This window comes from Peribacillus sp. Hz7 (assembly GCF_042136355.1).
GTDB lineage: Bacteria > Bacillota > Bacilli > Bacillales > DSM-1321 > Peribacillus > Peribacillus asahii_A.
The window spans coordinates 294593-310460 of the sequence record NZ_JBHHJV010000001.1; the positions used below are offsets into that span (position 1 = coordinate 294593).

General features: G+C 38.4%; 19 protein-coding genes. 14 read left to right on the forward strand and 5 right to left on the reverse strand.

Features of this window, described 5'->3' with window-relative positions; genetic code table 11:
* The first annotated feature begins 49 nt into the window (after positions 1 to 49).
* The 7 genes from trpE to trpA are packed head-to-tail and all read left to right on the forward strand — an operon-like array spanning position 50 to position 6483.
* The gene (gene trpE, locus ACE199_RS01420) at positions 50 to 1444 is read left to right on the forward strand and encodes an anthranilate synthase component I (RefSeq protein ID WP_375348298.1); all 1395 of its coding nucleotides are present in this window, start codon (positions 50 to 52) and stop codon (positions 1442 to 1444) included.
* Positions 1441 to 2037, forward strand: coding sequence for an anthranilate synthase component II (locus ACE199_RS01425; RefSeq protein WP_252289824.1), 597 nt, complete (start codon positions 1441 to 1443; stop codon positions 2035 to 2037). The genes trpE and ACE199_RS01425 overlap by 4 nt, the downstream gene beginning before the upstream one ends.
* 28 nt (positions 2038 to 2065) lie before the next feature.
* Positions 2066 to 3088, forward strand: coding sequence for an anthranilate phosphoribosyltransferase (gene trpD / locus ACE199_RS01430; RefSeq protein ID WP_375348299.1), 1023 nt, complete (start codon positions 2066 to 2068; stop codon positions 3086 to 3088).
* Positions 3089 to 3862 (forward strand): indole-3-glycerol phosphate synthase TrpC, encoded by a 774-nt coding sequence (gene trpC / locus ACE199_RS01435; RefSeq protein WP_375348300.1) that lies wholly within the window; start codon positions 3089 to 3091, stop codon positions 3860 to 3862.
* Between the two features lie 11 nt (positions 3863 to 3873).
* Positions 3874 to 4503: a phosphoribosylanthranilate isomerase gene (locus ACE199_RS01440; protein WP_375348301.1), complete on the forward strand. Its 630-nt coding sequence runs from the start codon at positions 3874 to 3876 to the stop codon at positions 4501 to 4503.
* Positions 4500 to 5705, forward strand: a complete 1206-nt coding sequence (trpB, locus tag ACE199_RS01445; protein WP_252294066.1) for a tryptophan synthase subunit beta — start codon at positions 4500 to 4502, stop codon at positions 5703 to 5705. The genes ACE199_RS01440 and trpB overlap by 4 nt, the downstream gene beginning before the upstream one ends.
* Positions 5698 to 6483 (forward strand): tryptophan synthase subunit alpha, encoded by a 786-nt coding sequence (gene trpA / locus ACE199_RS01450; RefSeq protein WP_375348302.1) that lies wholly within the window; start codon positions 5698 to 5700, stop codon positions 6481 to 6483. Before trpB ends, trpA begins: the two co-directional genes overlap by 8 nt.
* A 153-nt stretch (positions 6484 to 6636) precedes the next feature.
* Here the strand turns inward: trpA and ACE199_RS01455 are convergent, their stop codons facing one another.
* A complete protein-coding gene (locus tag ACE199_RS01455; protein ID WP_375348303.1) occupies positions 6637 to 7257 on the reverse strand; it encodes a YktB family protein in 621 nt (206 codons plus the stop codon).
* A 181-nt stretch (positions 7258 to 7438) separates the two neighbouring features.
* On the opposite strand from ACE199_RS01455, the gene ACE199_RS01460 reads away from it, so the two are divergent.
* The gene (locus tag ACE199_RS01460; RefSeq protein WP_127759666.1) at positions 7439 to 7636 is read left to right on the forward strand and encodes a hypothetical protein; all 198 of its coding nucleotides are present in this window, start codon (positions 7439 to 7441) and stop codon (positions 7634 to 7636) included.
* Between the two features lie 427 nt (positions 7637 to 8063).
* Complete coding sequence (locus ACE199_RS01465) at positions 8064 to 8858, forward strand: inositol monophosphatase family protein (RefSeq protein ID WP_252294078.1); 795 nt, start codon at positions 8064 to 8066, stop codon at positions 8856 to 8858.
* 62 nt (positions 8859 to 8920) lie between these two features.
* Here ACE199_RS01465 and ACE199_RS01470 read toward each other — a convergent pair whose 3' ends face one another.
* Positions 8921 to 9106, reverse strand: a complete 186-nt coding sequence (locus tag ACE199_RS01470) for a DUF5325 family protein (protein WP_373995318.1) — start codon at positions 9104 to 9106, stop codon at positions 8921 to 8923.
* 122 nt (positions 9107 to 9228) lie between these two features.
* On the opposite strand from ACE199_RS01470, the gene typA reads away from it, so the two are divergent.
* Genes typA through ACE199_RS01485 form a run of 3 tightly spaced genes read left to right on the forward strand, consistent with a single transcriptional unit; the run spans position 9229 to position 11688 of the window.
* A complete protein-coding gene (typA, locus tag ACE199_RS01475) occupies positions 9229 to 11067 on the forward strand; it encodes a translational GTPase TypA (RefSeq protein ID WP_375348304.1) in 1839 nt (612 codons plus the stop codon).
* Positions 11068 to 11086: 19 nt separating this feature from the next.
* Positions 11087 to 11392, forward strand: coding sequence for a YlaH-like family protein (locus tag ACE199_RS01480; RefSeq protein WP_119116168.1), 306 nt, complete (start codon positions 11087 to 11089; stop codon positions 11390 to 11392).
* 8 nt (positions 11393 to 11400) lie between these two features.
* Positions 11401 to 11688 carry a hypothetical protein gene (locus ACE199_RS01485; protein WP_252294082.1) on the forward strand — a complete coding sequence of 96 codons (288 nt, stop codon included), beginning with the start codon at positions 11401 to 11403 and terminating at the stop codon, positions 11686 to 11688.
* Between the two features lie 225 nt (positions 11689 to 11913).
* Here ACE199_RS01485 and ACE199_RS01490 read toward each other — a convergent pair whose 3' ends face one another.
* Complete coding sequence (locus tag ACE199_RS01490) at positions 11914 to 12114, reverse strand: YlaI family protein (RefSeq protein ID WP_119116170.1); 201 nt, start codon at positions 12112 to 12114, stop codon at positions 11914 to 11916.
* Positions 12115 to 12259: 145 nt separating this feature from the next.
* Entirely contained in the window at positions 12260 to 12859 is a 600-nt protein-coding gene (locus ACE199_RS01495) for a YhcN/YlaJ family sporulation lipoprotein (RefSeq protein ID WP_127759669.1), read from the reverse strand.
* 162 nt (positions 12860 to 13021) lie between these two features.
* On the opposite strand from ACE199_RS01495, the gene ACE199_RS01500 reads away from it, so the two are divergent.
* Entirely contained in the window at positions 13022 to 14350 is a 1329-nt protein-coding gene (locus ACE199_RS01500) for a PhoH family protein (RefSeq protein WP_252294088.1), read from the forward strand.
* A gap of 171 nt (positions 14351 to 14521) precedes the next feature.
* Here the strand turns inward: ACE199_RS01500 and ACE199_RS01505 are convergent, their stop codons facing one another.
* Positions 14522 to 15028, reverse strand: a complete 507-nt coding sequence (locus ACE199_RS01505; protein ID WP_375348306.1) for a peptidyl-prolyl cis-trans isomerase — start codon at positions 15026 to 15028, stop codon at positions 14522 to 14524.
* A 157-nt stretch (positions 15029 to 15185) separates the two neighbouring features.
* On the opposite strand from ACE199_RS01505, the gene ACE199_RS01510 reads away from it, so the two are divergent.
* Positions 15186 to 15467 (forward strand): Fpa/YlaN family protein, encoded by a 282-nt coding sequence (locus ACE199_RS01510; protein WP_127759672.1) that lies wholly within the window; start codon positions 15186 to 15188, stop codon positions 15465 to 15467.
* Positions 15468 to 15868: the final 401 nt, after the last annotated feature.

Here is a 15868-nt window from a genome sequence, read left to right on the forward strand (position 1 = left end):
ATGGAAAATACATAGCGCCTTGCGCTTTTCTAATAAGGGGGATAAGAAGATGAATAAGGTGAATCAACAAAGAAAAATCCGGTTTAAAGGAAAAACACTCGAAGGAGATATCCATACGCCAATTGCCATTTTTCAAAAGTTGCAGGGTGAAAAAAAGTTTTTATTAGAAAGTTCTCATTCTCATCAAGATAATGGCCGCTATTCGTATATTGGTACGGACCCATATTTAGAAGTAAAATCAATCGAAAATAAAGTCGTTGTGACTGATCACGAAACGGGAGTAACGAGCGAAGAACAAATCAAAGTCGTCGAATTTTTAAAGCGTGAGCTACTTGTTGAGGTTGAAGCAGATGGTGTAGAATTGCCGCCTTTTAACGGGGGAGCGATGGGGTATATCGGGTATGATGTCATCCGTCAATATGAAAATATCGGTTACGTTCCAGAAGACGAATTAGGTATGCCAGATGCTCACTTTCTGTTTTTTAAACAACTAATTGTATTTGATCACTTATTACAAAAAATTCATCTATTAACAGGCGAAGAAGATTATGAAGCAAGTCTTGCTAATATGAAAAAGATGATTTTAGAGCCGAATGTTCCGAGTGAGGAACTGTTAGCAGAACCGCTGCAGTTCTCATCTAATTTTAGTCAAACGGAATTTGAACAACTGGTCGTGGACGCAAAAGAAGCGATTGTAGCTGGTGAGGTATTCCAAATTGTACTGTCACAACGCTTTCAAGCACCTTTTAACGGGAAGTCATTTGATGCCTACCGCCGCTTACGATTAGCGAATCCATCGCCGTATATGTTCTATTTAGAGTTTGGAGATTATACGGTACTAGGTTCTTCTCCAGAAAGTCTCATTAGTGTATCTGAAAAAACGGTAAATGTTAATCCGATTGCTGGTACACGCCCAAGAGGAAAGACACTGGAAGAGGACAAAGGCTTAGAAGAAAGCTTACTCATTGATGAGAAAGAATTAGCAGAGCATCGTATGCTTGTTGATTTAGGAAGAAATGATTTAGGGCGTGTATGTGAGATTGGTTCGATTCATTTAACAGAAGAAATGAAAATTGAACGTTATCAGCATGTGATGCATCTTGCTTCCAAAATTACCGGGGAACTGCGTGATGGATTTACAAGCTTGGATGCGTTAACGGTTTGTCTGCCGGCTGGTACCGTTTCAGGAGCACCTAAAATTCGCGCAATGGAATTGATTAATAAATTAGAGAATACTAAGCGCGGTGTGTATGCTGGTTCAATTGGTTATATTAGCTATGGTGGAAATTTAGATATGGCATTAGCGATTCGAACGATGATTATTAAAAATCAGAAAGCATATGTGCAAGCAGGGGCGGGGATTGTATATGATTCTAACCCAACAAAGGAATATGAAGAAACACAAAATAAAGCTAGAGCCCTTATGGAGGTGCATAAAAAATGATTTTATTAATCGATAACTATGATTCTTTCACATATAACTTATATCAATATTTAGGCGAAGTGGAACAAGAAATTCTCGTCAAACGGAATGATGAGATTACGATTGCTGAAATTGAAGCACTACAACCGACAGCGATTGTGATTTCTCCAGGGCCGGGTCGACCAGAGGAAGCGGGCGTGAGCATTGACGTTATTCAAGCATTTTACAAAAAGATTCCGATTTTAGGGATTTGCCTTGGTCATCAAGCGATTGGTGCAGCATTTGGAGCAAATGTGATTGGCGCTAAAAATATTATGCATGGAAAAACGTCTGTGATTAAAAGTACGGGAACGGATTTATTTGCTAAACAAGAAGTAGAATTTCCGGTTATGCGCTATCACTCGTTAGTCGTTGAAAGAGCAAGTTTGCCAGAAGAGCTTGAAGTGACGGCAACATCTTTAGATGACGGAGAAATTATGGCGTTGAAACATCAGAGTTATCCGCTATACGGTTTGCAATTCCATCCAGAATCAATTGGGACCAAGACCGGAAAAGAGTTATTGCATGAATTTTATAAAATAGCCCTTCTTTATCAAATTGAAACATCTGTTTAAGTAAAGCAAGCGAATGGGGGAGTTAAGGATGAAACAATACTTAGAAAAGTTAGCAGAGCGTCAAAATTTGACGGCAGAAGAGATGAGTAGAGCAACCCAAACGTTATTTAGTGAAGAGGTCACGGATAGTGAAATTGCGGCATTTATGATTGGTTTAAAATCAAAGGGAGAGACAGCGGAAGAGATTGCAAGTTTAGCGAAAGTAATGCGTGAGCAAGCGAAAACGGTAGAGACAAACAGCATTAATGTGATGGATAACTGCGGAACAGGCGGAGATGGCTCACAAAGCTTTAATATTAGTACAACATCGGCCTTCGTGTTGGCTGGAGCAGGAGTAAAGGTTGCTAAGCATGGAAATCGAAGCATTTCGAGTAAAACAGGCAGTGCCGATGTGCTGGAGGCATTAGGCATTAATCTATATCTTGAAAAAGAAAAAATGGAGTCTTTATTAGAGGAGATTGGGATTACGTTTTTGTTCGCACCATCTGTTCATCCGAAAACGGCTAGGATTATGAAGGTAAGAAAAGAGTTGAAAATTCCAACAATTTTTAACCTTATCGGACCTTTAACAAATCCTGTAAAATTAAATACGCAGTTACTTGGGATCAATCGTCGTGATATGCTTGAGACAATCGCGAGCTCGTTAAATAAAATCGGCAGAGAGCGTGCTGTCGTTGTAAACGGTGCTGGTTTTATGGATGAAGCGAGTTTACAAGGAGAAAACTTCCTTGCACTACTTGATCAAGGAAAGGTAACTTCTTTTACTCTTCACCCTCATGAAGTTGGTTTGCCAGTGTATGATAATACGGCTATTAAAGGTGGAGATGCAAAAGAAAATGCGGATATTCTTTTGCGATTATTAAAAGGTGAAAAAGGAGCGTATCGCGATACAGTTCTTTTAAATGCAGGCTTAGGGTTATATGCTTACGGAAAAGCTGCAACAATTCAAGAGGGAATTACAATTGCGCAAGAAAGTATTGATAGTGGGGCCGCACTTGGGAAGCTTGAAGCGCTTATTACACATAGTACATCAAATAAGGTGGTGCAATAAATGGGAAATATTCTAACGAAAATCATTGACGAGAAAGAAATAGAAGTAGCAAGATTAAAGGAAACCGGATTAACGGGTGAGGCACTTCAAGTGAAGCGGCCCTCGCTTGTTGAACAATTACGAACTGCCACATCAATGTCGGTCATTGCTGAAATTAAACGAGCTTCACCATCTAAAGGAGAAATTAATTTAGATGTAAATCCTGTAGAGCAAGCATTAACGTATGAACGAAATGGAGCGACGGCTATTTCTGTTTTAACCGACGAAAAGTTTTTTAAAGGGCGTATTGAAGACTTGCAACAGGTGAGTCAAAATGTAGCAATTCCAAGATTATGCAAAGATTTTATGGTCGATGAAATTCAAATTGATCGCGCGTATGAATCAGGGGCCACGGTTATTTTATTAATTGTTGCCGCTCTATCGCAAGAGCGATTGCAAGCTCTTTATACGTATGCGAAACAAAAAGGATTAGATGTTTTGACAGAAGTACATGATGAAGAAGAATTAGAGAGAGCTTTAGCGATAGATGCAGAAATTATTGGCATTAATAATCGTAATTTGAAAACATTTGAAGTCGATTTAGCTGTGACGGAGAGACTAGCAAGTCGCTTGGATTCTAATCGTCATCTTATCATTAGCGAAAGTGGCATTAAAACGGTAGCGGATGTAGAACGTGTGAAAAAAGCAGGTGCAAGAGGCATTCTTGTTGGAGAAACATTGATGCAAGCCGTTGATTTACCGGAAACATTAAAGCAGTTTCAATTGCCGTTATAAAGGAGAACATCATGTTTGTAAAAATTTGTGGCGTTAAAACGGTAGAAGCAGCGAAAATAGCAGCGGACGCTGGGACGGATTTTATCGGTTTTATTTTTGCGGAAAGCAGTCGTAAAATTGAGCCAGAAGAGGCTCGTGCTATTGCAAAAGAATTACCGCAGCATATTAAAAAAGTGGGTGTATTCTCCAATCAAAGTGAAGTAGATATTATCCGTACAGCCGCTCTTGCAGGGTTAGATTATATCCAATTACATGGTCAAGAATCAGCAGAGCTTGCAAGCCGCATGCCTCTTCCTGTAATTAAAGCATTCTCGATTGAGTCGAGCGCTGATTTTACGAAACTAGTAAACTATCCAGCTGATTATTATTTAGTTGATTTACCAAAGAATTCAAAATCCGCACAGAGAGCTAAAACATTAGATTGGAACGCTCTTGCTGCTGCATCTTTACCATTTGAAAAAATCATCTTAGCAGGCGGTCTTACAGCCGATAATGTAGCCGAAGCAATTCAGGTCGTAAAGCCGTTTGGTGTGGATGTAGCGAGCGGGGTAGAAACGGACGGCGTAAAGGATGAACAAAAAATGCGGGCTTTCGTTTTGCAGGCGAAGCAAAGCACGACAGAAACGAGGAATGAACAATGAGTAAATACGTACAACCAGATCAAACAGGGCATTTTGGGGTTTACGGTGGTCGTTTTGTTCCAGAAACACTAATGCATGCCATTACTGAATTAGAAGACGTATACGAACAAGCGAAACAAGACCCGGAATTTCAAAAACAATTAGACTATTATTTAGAAAAATATATCGGCCGCGAGACACCGCTTTATTTTGCTGAAAATTTAACGAAGCTAGCTGGCGGAGCAAAAATTTATTTAAAGCGTGAAGATTTAAATCACACAGGTGCTCACAAAATTAATAATACAATTGGTCAGGCGTTGTTAACGAAAAGAATGGGGAAGAAAAAAGTCATCGCCGAAACAGGAGCAGGGCAACATGGAGTGGCAACAGCTACGGTATGTGCACTTTTAAACTTAGAATGTATTATTTTCATGGGCAGTGAAGATATTCGACGTCAAAAATTAAATGTGTTTCGGATGGAGCTATTAGGCGCGAAAGTTGTGTCTGTTTCTCAAGGCAGCGGTACGCTGAAGGATGCTGTAAATGAAGCGCTTCGCTATTGGGTAGCCCATGTGGAAGATACACACTATATTATGGGATCTGTATTAGGACCGCATCCATTTCCAGTGATTGTAAGGGACTTCCAAAGTGTGATTGGAAAGGAAACGAGAAAGCAGTATCTTGAAGAAGAAGATCGTTTGCCTCATGCTGTTGTTGCATGTATTGGCGGCGGCAGTAATGCGATGGGTATGTTTTATCCGTTTGTAGAAGACGAGTCTGTTCAAATGTACGGTGTAGAAGCAGCCGGGCATGGACTTGACACAGCACTTCATGCAGCAAGCTTAACAAAGGGAAAACCAGGTGTGCTTCATGGTGCGTATATGTATTTACTACAAGATGAAGATGGACAAATTCAAGAAGCTCATTCGATTTCAGCTGGACTGGATTATCCTGGAGTAGGCCCAGAGCATAGTTACTTAAAGGATATCAACCGGGTGACCTATACATCTGTTACAGATGAAGAGGCGTTAGAGGCTCTTCAGATGCTTTCGAAGGAAGAAGGGATCATTCCAGCCCTTGAAAGCTCCCATGCGATTGCTTACGGTTTTAAATTAGCTAAGCAAATGAAACAAGAGGAAGGGATTGTCATCTGTCTTTCAGGACGTGGAGATAAAGATGTCGAAACTGTTCAAGCGAGATTAGGGGGTAGTGAACATGAGTAATAATCGATTAGCTACGGCACTAAAAAGCTGTGAGCAGAATGGTGAAAAAGCGTTCATTCCTTATATTATGGCGGGAGATGGCGAGCTCTCTAGTTTAAAAGAGCAGTTGTTATTTTTTGAACAGCAGGGAGCGACTGCTGTGGAGCTTGGGATTCCTTTTTCAGATCCAGTAGCAGATGGGCCAGTTATCCAGCGTGCAGGCATTCGCGCACTTAACAATGGCACGACATTAAAGAAAATTTTAGAGGAATTAGAGAATATCCGAGAAGATGTTTCGATTCCGCTTATTTTCATGGGGTATAGCAACTCGATTTTAGCCTATGGCATCGGGCAGTTTGTGACTGATTGCGTAAAAGCTGGGATTGCCGGCTGCATTATTCCGGATGTTCCTGTAGAAGAAGAAGGGTTATTCGCTCCGATTCAAGAGGCGGGAATCCATTTGATTCGTTTAGTTACCTTAACATCATCGAAAGAAAGAATGGCTGAACTTGCTGAGACTGCACAAGGATTTATTTATGCGGTAACGGTCACGGGTATTACAGGAGCACGTGAAGCATTCGGTAGTGAAGTAGGAGCTTATCTAGAACAAGTAAAAGAAATTAGTCCTGTTCCAGTCTTAGCAGGGTTTGGTATTTCTACTCCAGAACATGTTCGCAGTGCGACAAAATATTGTGATGGAGTCATCGTAGGCAGCAAAATTATCGAAAGCTTTGAGCAAAATCGTAAACAAGATATTATCGAGTTAATTCAAGCGAGTAAAAAGCAAGTGCAACAGTAGAAGGTATAATCATTTAGGCTATGCTGAAAGGCGTGTGAGACCGTGGTCTAACACGAAATGAGCCAAAAATCGTTTTATCAACAATATTATTTAACACAGTCATCATTTAAAATAAACTAAGCATCATTCGTTTCGATGATGCTTAGTTTGTCTTTATTGCAATTTATATAGTGGTAATAACGTTTCAAATGTGTATTGGATTGTATCAATTAACTCCTTATCCGTTAACTGAACCGCTTCTTCACGTGGAATCTGAATACCGCAGAGAATCTCTGCTTTTTTAACGGTTTGAAGTCGTTTAAACATGGAAAGTAAATCTTCCGTATTCAATTCGTTATGAGGAATAACATCAGGTTTCATATGATCGATAGACCAGACGAAGCTTTCTGGGACGATGCTTTTTAATAAATCGGCATTTTCTTCAAGCTTTTTGCCAAATTCAGCTTTATTTGGAGCTTCGTAAATAACAGCAAACCAAACGAATAGATGGGTTTCCCATAATCCGATTTGAAAATGCGGCATCATTTTATAGCCGCGGCGGTTAGCGGCAAAAGCGACCCATGTATCCTTTGGTGGATTAATGGTTCTACGTGCATGCTTAGCGACATGCGGAAAGATTTCTTCTCCTGTCATAATGGATAATTGCTGGGCAAAGTAGTCACCAAGGTCCTGAAGCTTTGGGCGAATTCTTTCTTTTAAAGCGTCCATGCGTTCTTCGAGACCATCAATCGTAAATGTGTTGAAATCGCTTGCTGTAAAGTGTACTTGATTCATTAAACATCTCTCCTATTGAACTTTCTCAGCTTATCTTAGCATAGCCAATAAAAAAAAATAAAAAATTATTGATGAATTAGCGTATAAATTTGTTGCTATTTTTTGTCGGACATCATATGATAAGATAAATATATAAACAAATCTGAAAATTTCGTTAATTAAGGAAGGGAGAATGTTAATTATGAAACAAGTCGTGAACCAAGCGTTAAAGGCTAAAGAAGTTGAAAGACATAGAGCTGCAGTTTTACGAATGGAAATGGACTATGAATTAGCAACCCTTTTTGAAGCACTTGAAGAAAAAAATGAAAATAAAAAATCACAATGTAAGCAAAAACTAGAGCGCATTCGCTTAGAATTATTAAAACTAAAAGCATTGTAACATACGAAGTGAACTGAATAAAGGAGAAATTGGTATTTGACATGAACGATGTTGCGTGCAAAACCTTATATAAAAGCTAGGCGGACACTTCGTACGTAAAGTAAAAGTGTCCGCCTTTCATTTTTATATTTTATAACTAAAAGGCTCTGTTAATCGAAAACGTTCTATAACAGACAGCTATGCAAAAATTTGCACCATCATGTGATATGAAAATAAGCGCTTTGTCTATTGTTTTTCAACGCTGCTTATTTTTAGGGAAGTCTTGTAAAAAAGAGCGAGCCCAAGCGCTTGCGCTTTTCTGATAAGTTGTGGCAAAATTAAGAAAAGAATTGTTAAAAAATTGAAGTGGTTTAATGTGAATAATCAATGTAAGGATAAAGAACTTATTAATAGAAGTAAGTTGCAGAAAACAAGGGTGGGGATTTAGGTGGCATCAATTAAAGAAATGGATCAATATGCAAAGAAATGGATTAAAGAAGCCGGAGCAAAGTTAAGAGAGTCCTTTGCAATGGAATTGGATATTGAAACAAAAACGAACCCGAATGATTTAGTAACCAATATGGATAAGGAAACAGAGCGGTTTTTTGTAAGTAAAATTAAAGAAACCTTTCCAGGGCATCGTATTTTCGGTGAAGAAGGAATGGGGCATGATATCAATGATTTAAAAGGAACTGTTTGGATTATTGATCCGATCGATGGGACACTGAATTTTATTCATCAACAACGCAATTTTGCTATTTCATTAGCCATTTATGAGGATGGGGTCGGAAAAGTAGGGATGGTGTATGACGTCGTTCATGATGAACTATACCATGCTATAAAAGGAGAAGGCGCCTATTTGAATCATCATCCATTATCTCCCCTATCCGAGGTAGGTGTAGGGGAAGCGATTTTGTCCATCAATGCGAGCTGGATTGTTACGAATAAACGAATTAATCCGGCTATCTTAGCTGCCTTAGTCAATGATGTTCGCGGCACTCGCTCATATGGATCAGCAGCTTTAGAGCTTGCCTTTGTTGCAGCGGGAAGAATTGATGCGTATATTACGATGCGTTTATCACCTTGGGACTTTGCGGCAGGTTCAATCCTTGTTGAAGAGGTAGGAGGAAAAGTAAGCGATTTGTTTGGAGAAAATTTAGATTACATAAAAGGCGGTTCACTGTTTGTGGCAAAACCCGGCTTTCACGAATCTGTTTTGGAAGAGTATATTTTAAACAGATAAACTTGAGATACACCCATGAAAAAATCGCCGAATGATACGGCGATTTTTTTAAAAGGATGTTGTTAATCTAATTTACCAGCTTCACGCCATTTCTTTTTTTGGGTAAAGCCAAATCCCATGATTCCACAAAGGATAATGATTGCTACTACAATTCCTAATATGCTTTTTTCGGCAATGGATATACCAATTGAACCAATACAGATTGTGGCTAATATTGCTAAAATTAAAAATGGCCATTTGATTTTCATAATTTTCACCCCTAATAGTTATATTGTACATAATTTCTGTATTTGTTTCTACTATGTTTGTGATATAATATGTAAGCTAATATTAAAGATACGAATACACCAACTTTTTAGGAGTGAATTTTTTGAAATTAAGAGAAGATATTCGAAATATAGCTATCATTGCCCACGTTGACCATGGGAAAACAACACTTGTGGATCAGCTGTTAAAGCAATCTGGTACATTTCGTGAAAATGAACATGTAGAAGAACGTGCAATGGATTCAAATGACATCGAAAGAGAACGTGGAATTACTATTCTTGCGAAAACTACAGCTGTTCAATATAAAGATACACGTATCAATATTCTTGATACACCAGGACACGCCGACTTCGGTGGTGAAGTAGAACGGATCATGAAAATGGTGGATGGTGTTATCCTTGTTGTCGATGCTTATGAAGGATGTATGCCGCAAACACGTTTTGTGTTGAAAAAAGCATTAGAACAAAAGCTTGCACCAATCGTTGTTGTAAACAAAATCGATAAAGATTCAGCTCGTCCGGAAGAAGTTGTCGATGAGGTATTGGATTTATTTATCGAATTAGGTGCTGAGGAAGATCAATTAGAATTCCCAGTTATTTATGCTTCAGGTATTGCAGGTACGTCAAGTACTGACCCATCAAAACAAGAAGAAAACATGGTGCCATTATTTGAAACAATTGTTGAAACGGTTCCTGCTCCAGTTGATAACAGTGACGAACCGTTACAATTCCAAGTTGCTTTGCTTGATTATAACGACTATGTAGGACGTATCGGAATTGGTCGTGTATTCCGCGGGAAAATGCATGTTGGTCAACAAGTATCTCTTATGAAGCTTGATGGAACAGTTAAAACATTCCGTGTAACAAAAATCTTTGGTTTTATCGGTTTGAAAAGGGTAGAAATTGAAGAAGCTTTCCCTGGCGACTTAATTGCTGTTTCCGGTATGGAAGATATCAATGTAGGGGAAACAGTTTGTCCAACGGAACATCCGGAAGCACTGCCGGTTCTACGTATTGACGAACCAACTCTTCAAATGACATTCCTTGTGAATAATAGTCCATTTGCAGGTCGTGAAGGTAAATTTGTTACGGCTCGTAAAATTGAAGAGCGCCTTCGTACTCAATTACAAACAGATGTAAGCTTACGTGTTGAGAATACAGATTCACCAGATGTTTGGATTGTATCTGGACGAGGCGAGCTTCATTTATCTATTTTAATTGAAAATATGCGTCGTGAAGGGTATGAACTTCAAGTATCAAAACCGGAAGTTATCGTACGTGAAATCGATGGTGTACGTTGTGAACCTGTAGAGCGTGTTCAAATTGATGTACCAGAGGAGCATACGGGATCCATTATGGAATCGATTGGTGCTCGTAAAGGTGAAATGCTTGATATGATTAATAACGGTGGCGGCCAAGTTCGTTTACTTTTCAACGTACCGGCACGTGGGTTAATTGGTTACTCAACTGAGTTTTTAACATTAACTCGTGGTTATGGAATTATGAATCATACATTTGATAGTTATCAACCAATGCAATCAGGTCAAGTTGGTGGACGTCGCCAAGGAGTTCTTGTTTCAATGGAAAATGGTAAAGCAACTCAATACGGAATTATGGGTGTTGAAGATCGCGGTGTCATTTTCGTTGAACCAGGTACAGAAGTATACGAAGGTATGATTGTTGGTGAACACAATCGCGAAAATGATTTGACTGTTAACGTTGTAAAAGCAAAGCAAATGACAAACATGCGTTCAGCGAATAAAGACCAAACAACTTCTATGAAAAAGCCAAGAATCATGTCTCTAGAAGAAGCGTTAGAGTACTTGGCTGATGATGAATACTTGGAAGTGACTCCAGAATCTATTCGTCTTCGTAAGAAAATTCTAGAGAAAAATGAACGTGAAAAAGCAGCGAAAAAGAAAAAATATGCGGAAACAAAGTAAGCGCTAGGAGGAATAAAGCATGGATATCCAAGAGCGATTATCGTTTTTTGCAGCACTATATCGGGTCGATGAAAACCCTGAAGCAGGAATGTGGTATTTATATTTAACGATTTTTGGATTATGTATCCTTGTGTATCAGTTAGGTTTTGCCAAAAAATTGCCTTTGCTTAAAAATATAGTGATCTATACGGTAATGGCGTTTGGATGTACAATGCTTTGTTTTCTTGGAGTGTTTCTTCCGATGGCGGAAGGGCTCGTCATTGCAGCCATTGTGCTTGGTATTTATCGTATGCGTCTTAAACAATCAAAAAAAGAAGGGGCGTAAAGCTGTAGATGAAATCATTACAGGATGCACTTTATAATTGGCTCACGATTAAAGTAGTCTGTGATGCAAGACCGAATGACACGGCGGCTAAACAAACGGAACAGTTTTTTAGCCGTCTGTTAGAAGAGGATCATCAGCTTAGCCATCTTTCAGTAATAAAAGAGTCACCATTTTATTTTATTACGTTTTGGAAAGATGGAAGCGAGCAGCAGAAGCGTTTTCCGATTGAGATGATTGATGTAATGTTAAATCAAATTGAATTAACACCAGATAAATATCGGAATGTTGATGAGTAAAAGCAAAAGCCGTGCAAATGTTGCACGGCTTTTTTTATAGGAAATAGACGAGAATACCCCCGACCTTAAGGAATGTGAAGGGCGACAGCCCAGTGAGTAGGTGGGGTAGTTCAAAGGGAATTGCAAGCGGTTTGAAGTTGTTTTGATAAAAGGGGTATAGCCATGTTGAGTGTAAATATCTAGCCCCTCTAGCAGCCGTATAAGTTCACCTTCTGGTATTATTTTTTACCACTCATCTTCTTGAACAGCTGTACGGTATAAGTGGAACTTTCCTGTTGCCATTCGTTCATTTGTCCGTTTCTCAATTCGTGCATAGCATGTTTGACACATAAAGGTATGTATAGGACGATTGCGCAGTTTTTTTGCCTCGGGAGCATCATCCGAAAGTGTTTCAATTTGATCGCATATAACGCATTTGACCTTCATTTTAGACCCTCGCTTTTAATGTCAGATATAAGTAGTATACCATGTTTACAATCGCTGGGCCAAAAATCATTTTATCAACAATATTATTTAACAGCCCCTATTAAATATTAAGAGGCTGCTCAGTTTAGAGCAGCCGTAAGCTTCCTTAGTCTAGATGACCATTCGATTGTTTATTTTGTTTGTCTTCCAACATTTTTTGTTCTTTCTCATTATCAATCGTTTGTTTTTGTTCATTCATCACCTTGTTTGGTGTTTGTTCTACGAGATCACCAGGAACTTCTGGGATAATTCGGCTTGTAATATCCGAAAGCTCATTTAATATACCTCGGATAGGCTGGCCATTTTCAATATCAGCAGCAACTTCCCTAATTCTTTCATTTAAATCAGGGTCAGCGACAATTGTTGCATAAGCACCATATGGATCCTGTTGCAAAGCTTCACCAACGGAATACTTAATAGTACCGACTTGTGATCGTTCGATATCTTGATCGATATCAATACCGACAATTGCATATTTTCCAAGGACTACGGCTGTGGCATCATTGACGTGAGGCACTTTAACAGCTAAATCGGTTAATCTTTTGGCAGTTTCGGCTCCGGACTTCCGATCTGTCTCCTGTATATTCGTATTTTTCACTTCCGTGATGTTAGGTCGCTGATTGTCATTTATTTCTCTGCCTTGTTCGTTCTGAGAACATCCTCCAACAATGATGATAGCAAGAATCATCCAACAAAATTTTTGCATAATGTACCCCCATTTACGACATTTTGTTTATAGTCTGTAAATGTTCTTCTATCTTTATGCAATGAAACATATATTTTATCAACAGTCTCGTCCGCTACATAAGATGCAGGAAGCAGTCAAAAGAGTACGACAATACTGACAAAAGTAGGCAGGGGGATTATCTTGGGGAAAATCTATGTATTAGATACAAATGTCCTGTTGCAGGACCCGTATTCAATTTTTTCTTTTGAAGCGAATGAAGTTGTTATCCCAGCAGTTGTTTTAGAGGAATTGGATTCAAAAAAACGCTACATGGATGAAATTGGTAGGAATGCAAGGCAAGTATCGAAATTAATTGACGGTTTTCGAGAAAAAGGAAAACTGCATGACGGGATTCCCCTTCACAATGGTGGGAAGTTAAGAATTGAACTGAATCATCGTTCATTTCATGAGCTTCAAGAAATTTTTGTGGAAAAAACGAATGATAATCGCATTTTAGCTGTAGCGAAAAATATTTCATTAGAGGAGGAAACGAAGCCGGACGGAAAAGCGGTTATTTTAGTTAGTAAAGACACGCTTGTTCGAGTAAAGGCTGATGCTATCGGTCTTGAATCGGAGGATTTCTTAAATGACCGTGTCGTTGAATTGGATCATATTTATCCTGGGTTTAAAGAAATCTATGTCACGGTAGATAAATTAAACCAATTTTATATGAAAGGGCATTTGTTGCTATCGGAATTAAAAAAAGAGACTTATTTTCCAAATCAATTTTTATTGATGAAGGATGAACTTGGTGGTTCTGCTTCAGCTATAGGCATGGTAGATGATCACAAAAAAATGGTAAAGAAACTACATTATGAAGGTGAACATATTTGGGGGATTAAGCCCCGGAATGTGCAGCAAACGATGGCGTTGGATATTTTACTTCGAAAGGATTTACCTCTTGTTACGTTAATTGGTAAAGCAGGAACGGGGAAAACGTTACTTGCTTTAGCGGCAGGACTGCTTCAAACAGAAGATCAAGGGATTTATAAGAAATTGCTTGTAGCCAGACCGATTGTCCCAGTTGGCAAGGATATTGGATATTTACCAGGAGAAAAAGAGGAGAAGCTACGACCTTGGATGCAGCCGATTTTTGATAATCTAGAATATTTATTTAATACAAAGAAACCAGGAGAATTGGATGCGATTCTTGCCGGTATGAGTTCAATTGAGGTAGAGGCATTAACGTATATCCGTGGAAGAAGTATCCCTGATCAATTTATTATCATTGATGAGGCTCAAAATTTAACGAAGCATGAGGTGAAAACCATTTTAACTCGTGTAGGTGATCGCAGTAAAATTGTGTTAATGGGTGATCCTGAGCAAATTGATCATCCTTACCTAGATGAGTATAACAATGGCTTGACATATGTAGTTGAAAAATTTAAACAAGAAAAGATTGCTGGACATGTAAAGTTAGTAAAAGGGGAGCGCTCAGGATTAGCACAATTAGCTGCCAATCTCTTATAACGAATAGAAACGGCAAGATTGATTAGCTTGCCGTTTCTTATGAAGCTCTTTTTCTCCGTGCTTAACGGGCAGTAAGACGTCCACCTTAAGCTTAGGAGAACTTTTGTAGTATAGGTCCGCTTGGTGACTAACCATCAGTAGGGGTCAAGGAGAACCTCATTGATGAAAGTTTTACTTTACTGTAAACGATTTAACGTTTTTAATGGGATTATCTCGATTAGAGCCATCTCCCAAATAGATATGTAATGGTCCTCCATCTTCTTCCAAACGAAGCGGTTTACCTTCTTTAGAGAAACCGAGGAAAAATTCGTTTGCTACTTCGATAGGGAAGCTTAATTCTTTTCCATCAGCTGTCACAATGATTTCGGTTGCTCCTTCTTCAGGAACAGCATTTTGTAAAAATGGCTTAAAAGGAATGCCGAATGTGCCTGTCATAAGTTTAATTTTTTCAAATTTTCGTTCCGTTTTCAAAGTAGGAGGCACAATTGCTCCTTCACGGATTTCTTTTTGCCAGTGTTCAGCAGCTTTTTGTGTATAGTCTTCTAATTCATCCACTACCACAGTATCTTTATCAAAATATGTATCAATTTCAATTTTGCGATCGTCGAAAATCCAAACACCTGGATCCAATGTAATCGGAAATTTCACCTTGCCGTTAATAAACACGATTGATTCCAAATTTCTCATTCCCTTCTGTTAATGACATTACTTAGTATAATCAAAAATAAAGAAAATGTCACACCTTGAGAACGAGTAGATGTCCTTGCTTTTTTAGTCAACTACAGGTAAAATTTAAAGATAAGATTTAATCGCTTCTTGAGCGGGGGGATTTCATATGGCATCTGAAATGCTTATCAATCATCGAGAAAAAGCTTATGCTTTATTAAAAGCAGATGCTGACAAGATACTTAAACTAATCAAAGTACAAATGGATAATCTTACCATGCCTCAGTGTCCTCTTTATGAAGAGGTGCTCGATACTCAAATGTTTGGCCTATCGCGTGAAATTGATTTTGCGGTCCGTTTAGGGTTAGTAGAGGAAGTAGAAGGTAAAGCACTATTAGAAGCATTGGAGAGAGAATTGTCCATTTTACATGATGCGTCTACAAAGAAATAAATATATGCTAAACTCAAACAAATCTCGATGATTGTTTGAGTTTTTTATTTTAGGTGTTGTTTAATACATTGTTGCTAAAATTAACTGCCTTTTTTAATAAAATGTCAGAGAAGAGGGCCGTTTGTGCTCATTTTTGTATACATGAATAATTGGATATGTTTGTACTTTCATTCAAAAAAATAGAATTTTTTGAATTTTTATCTTGAATTCATACCATATTAGTATTATTGTTAGAGTATTATGTAAGAAAAATGGATGGATGCCCTTTTAAGATTAGTTATTCAAAAGAATTCTTATCCTAAAATAGGCATGGAACCATATTCATTTTTTTGCAGTAAATCTAGAAGAAAGCGCTTACTTCAATCGAGTTTAAAAAATGGTATATTGACATAGTGGTTAGT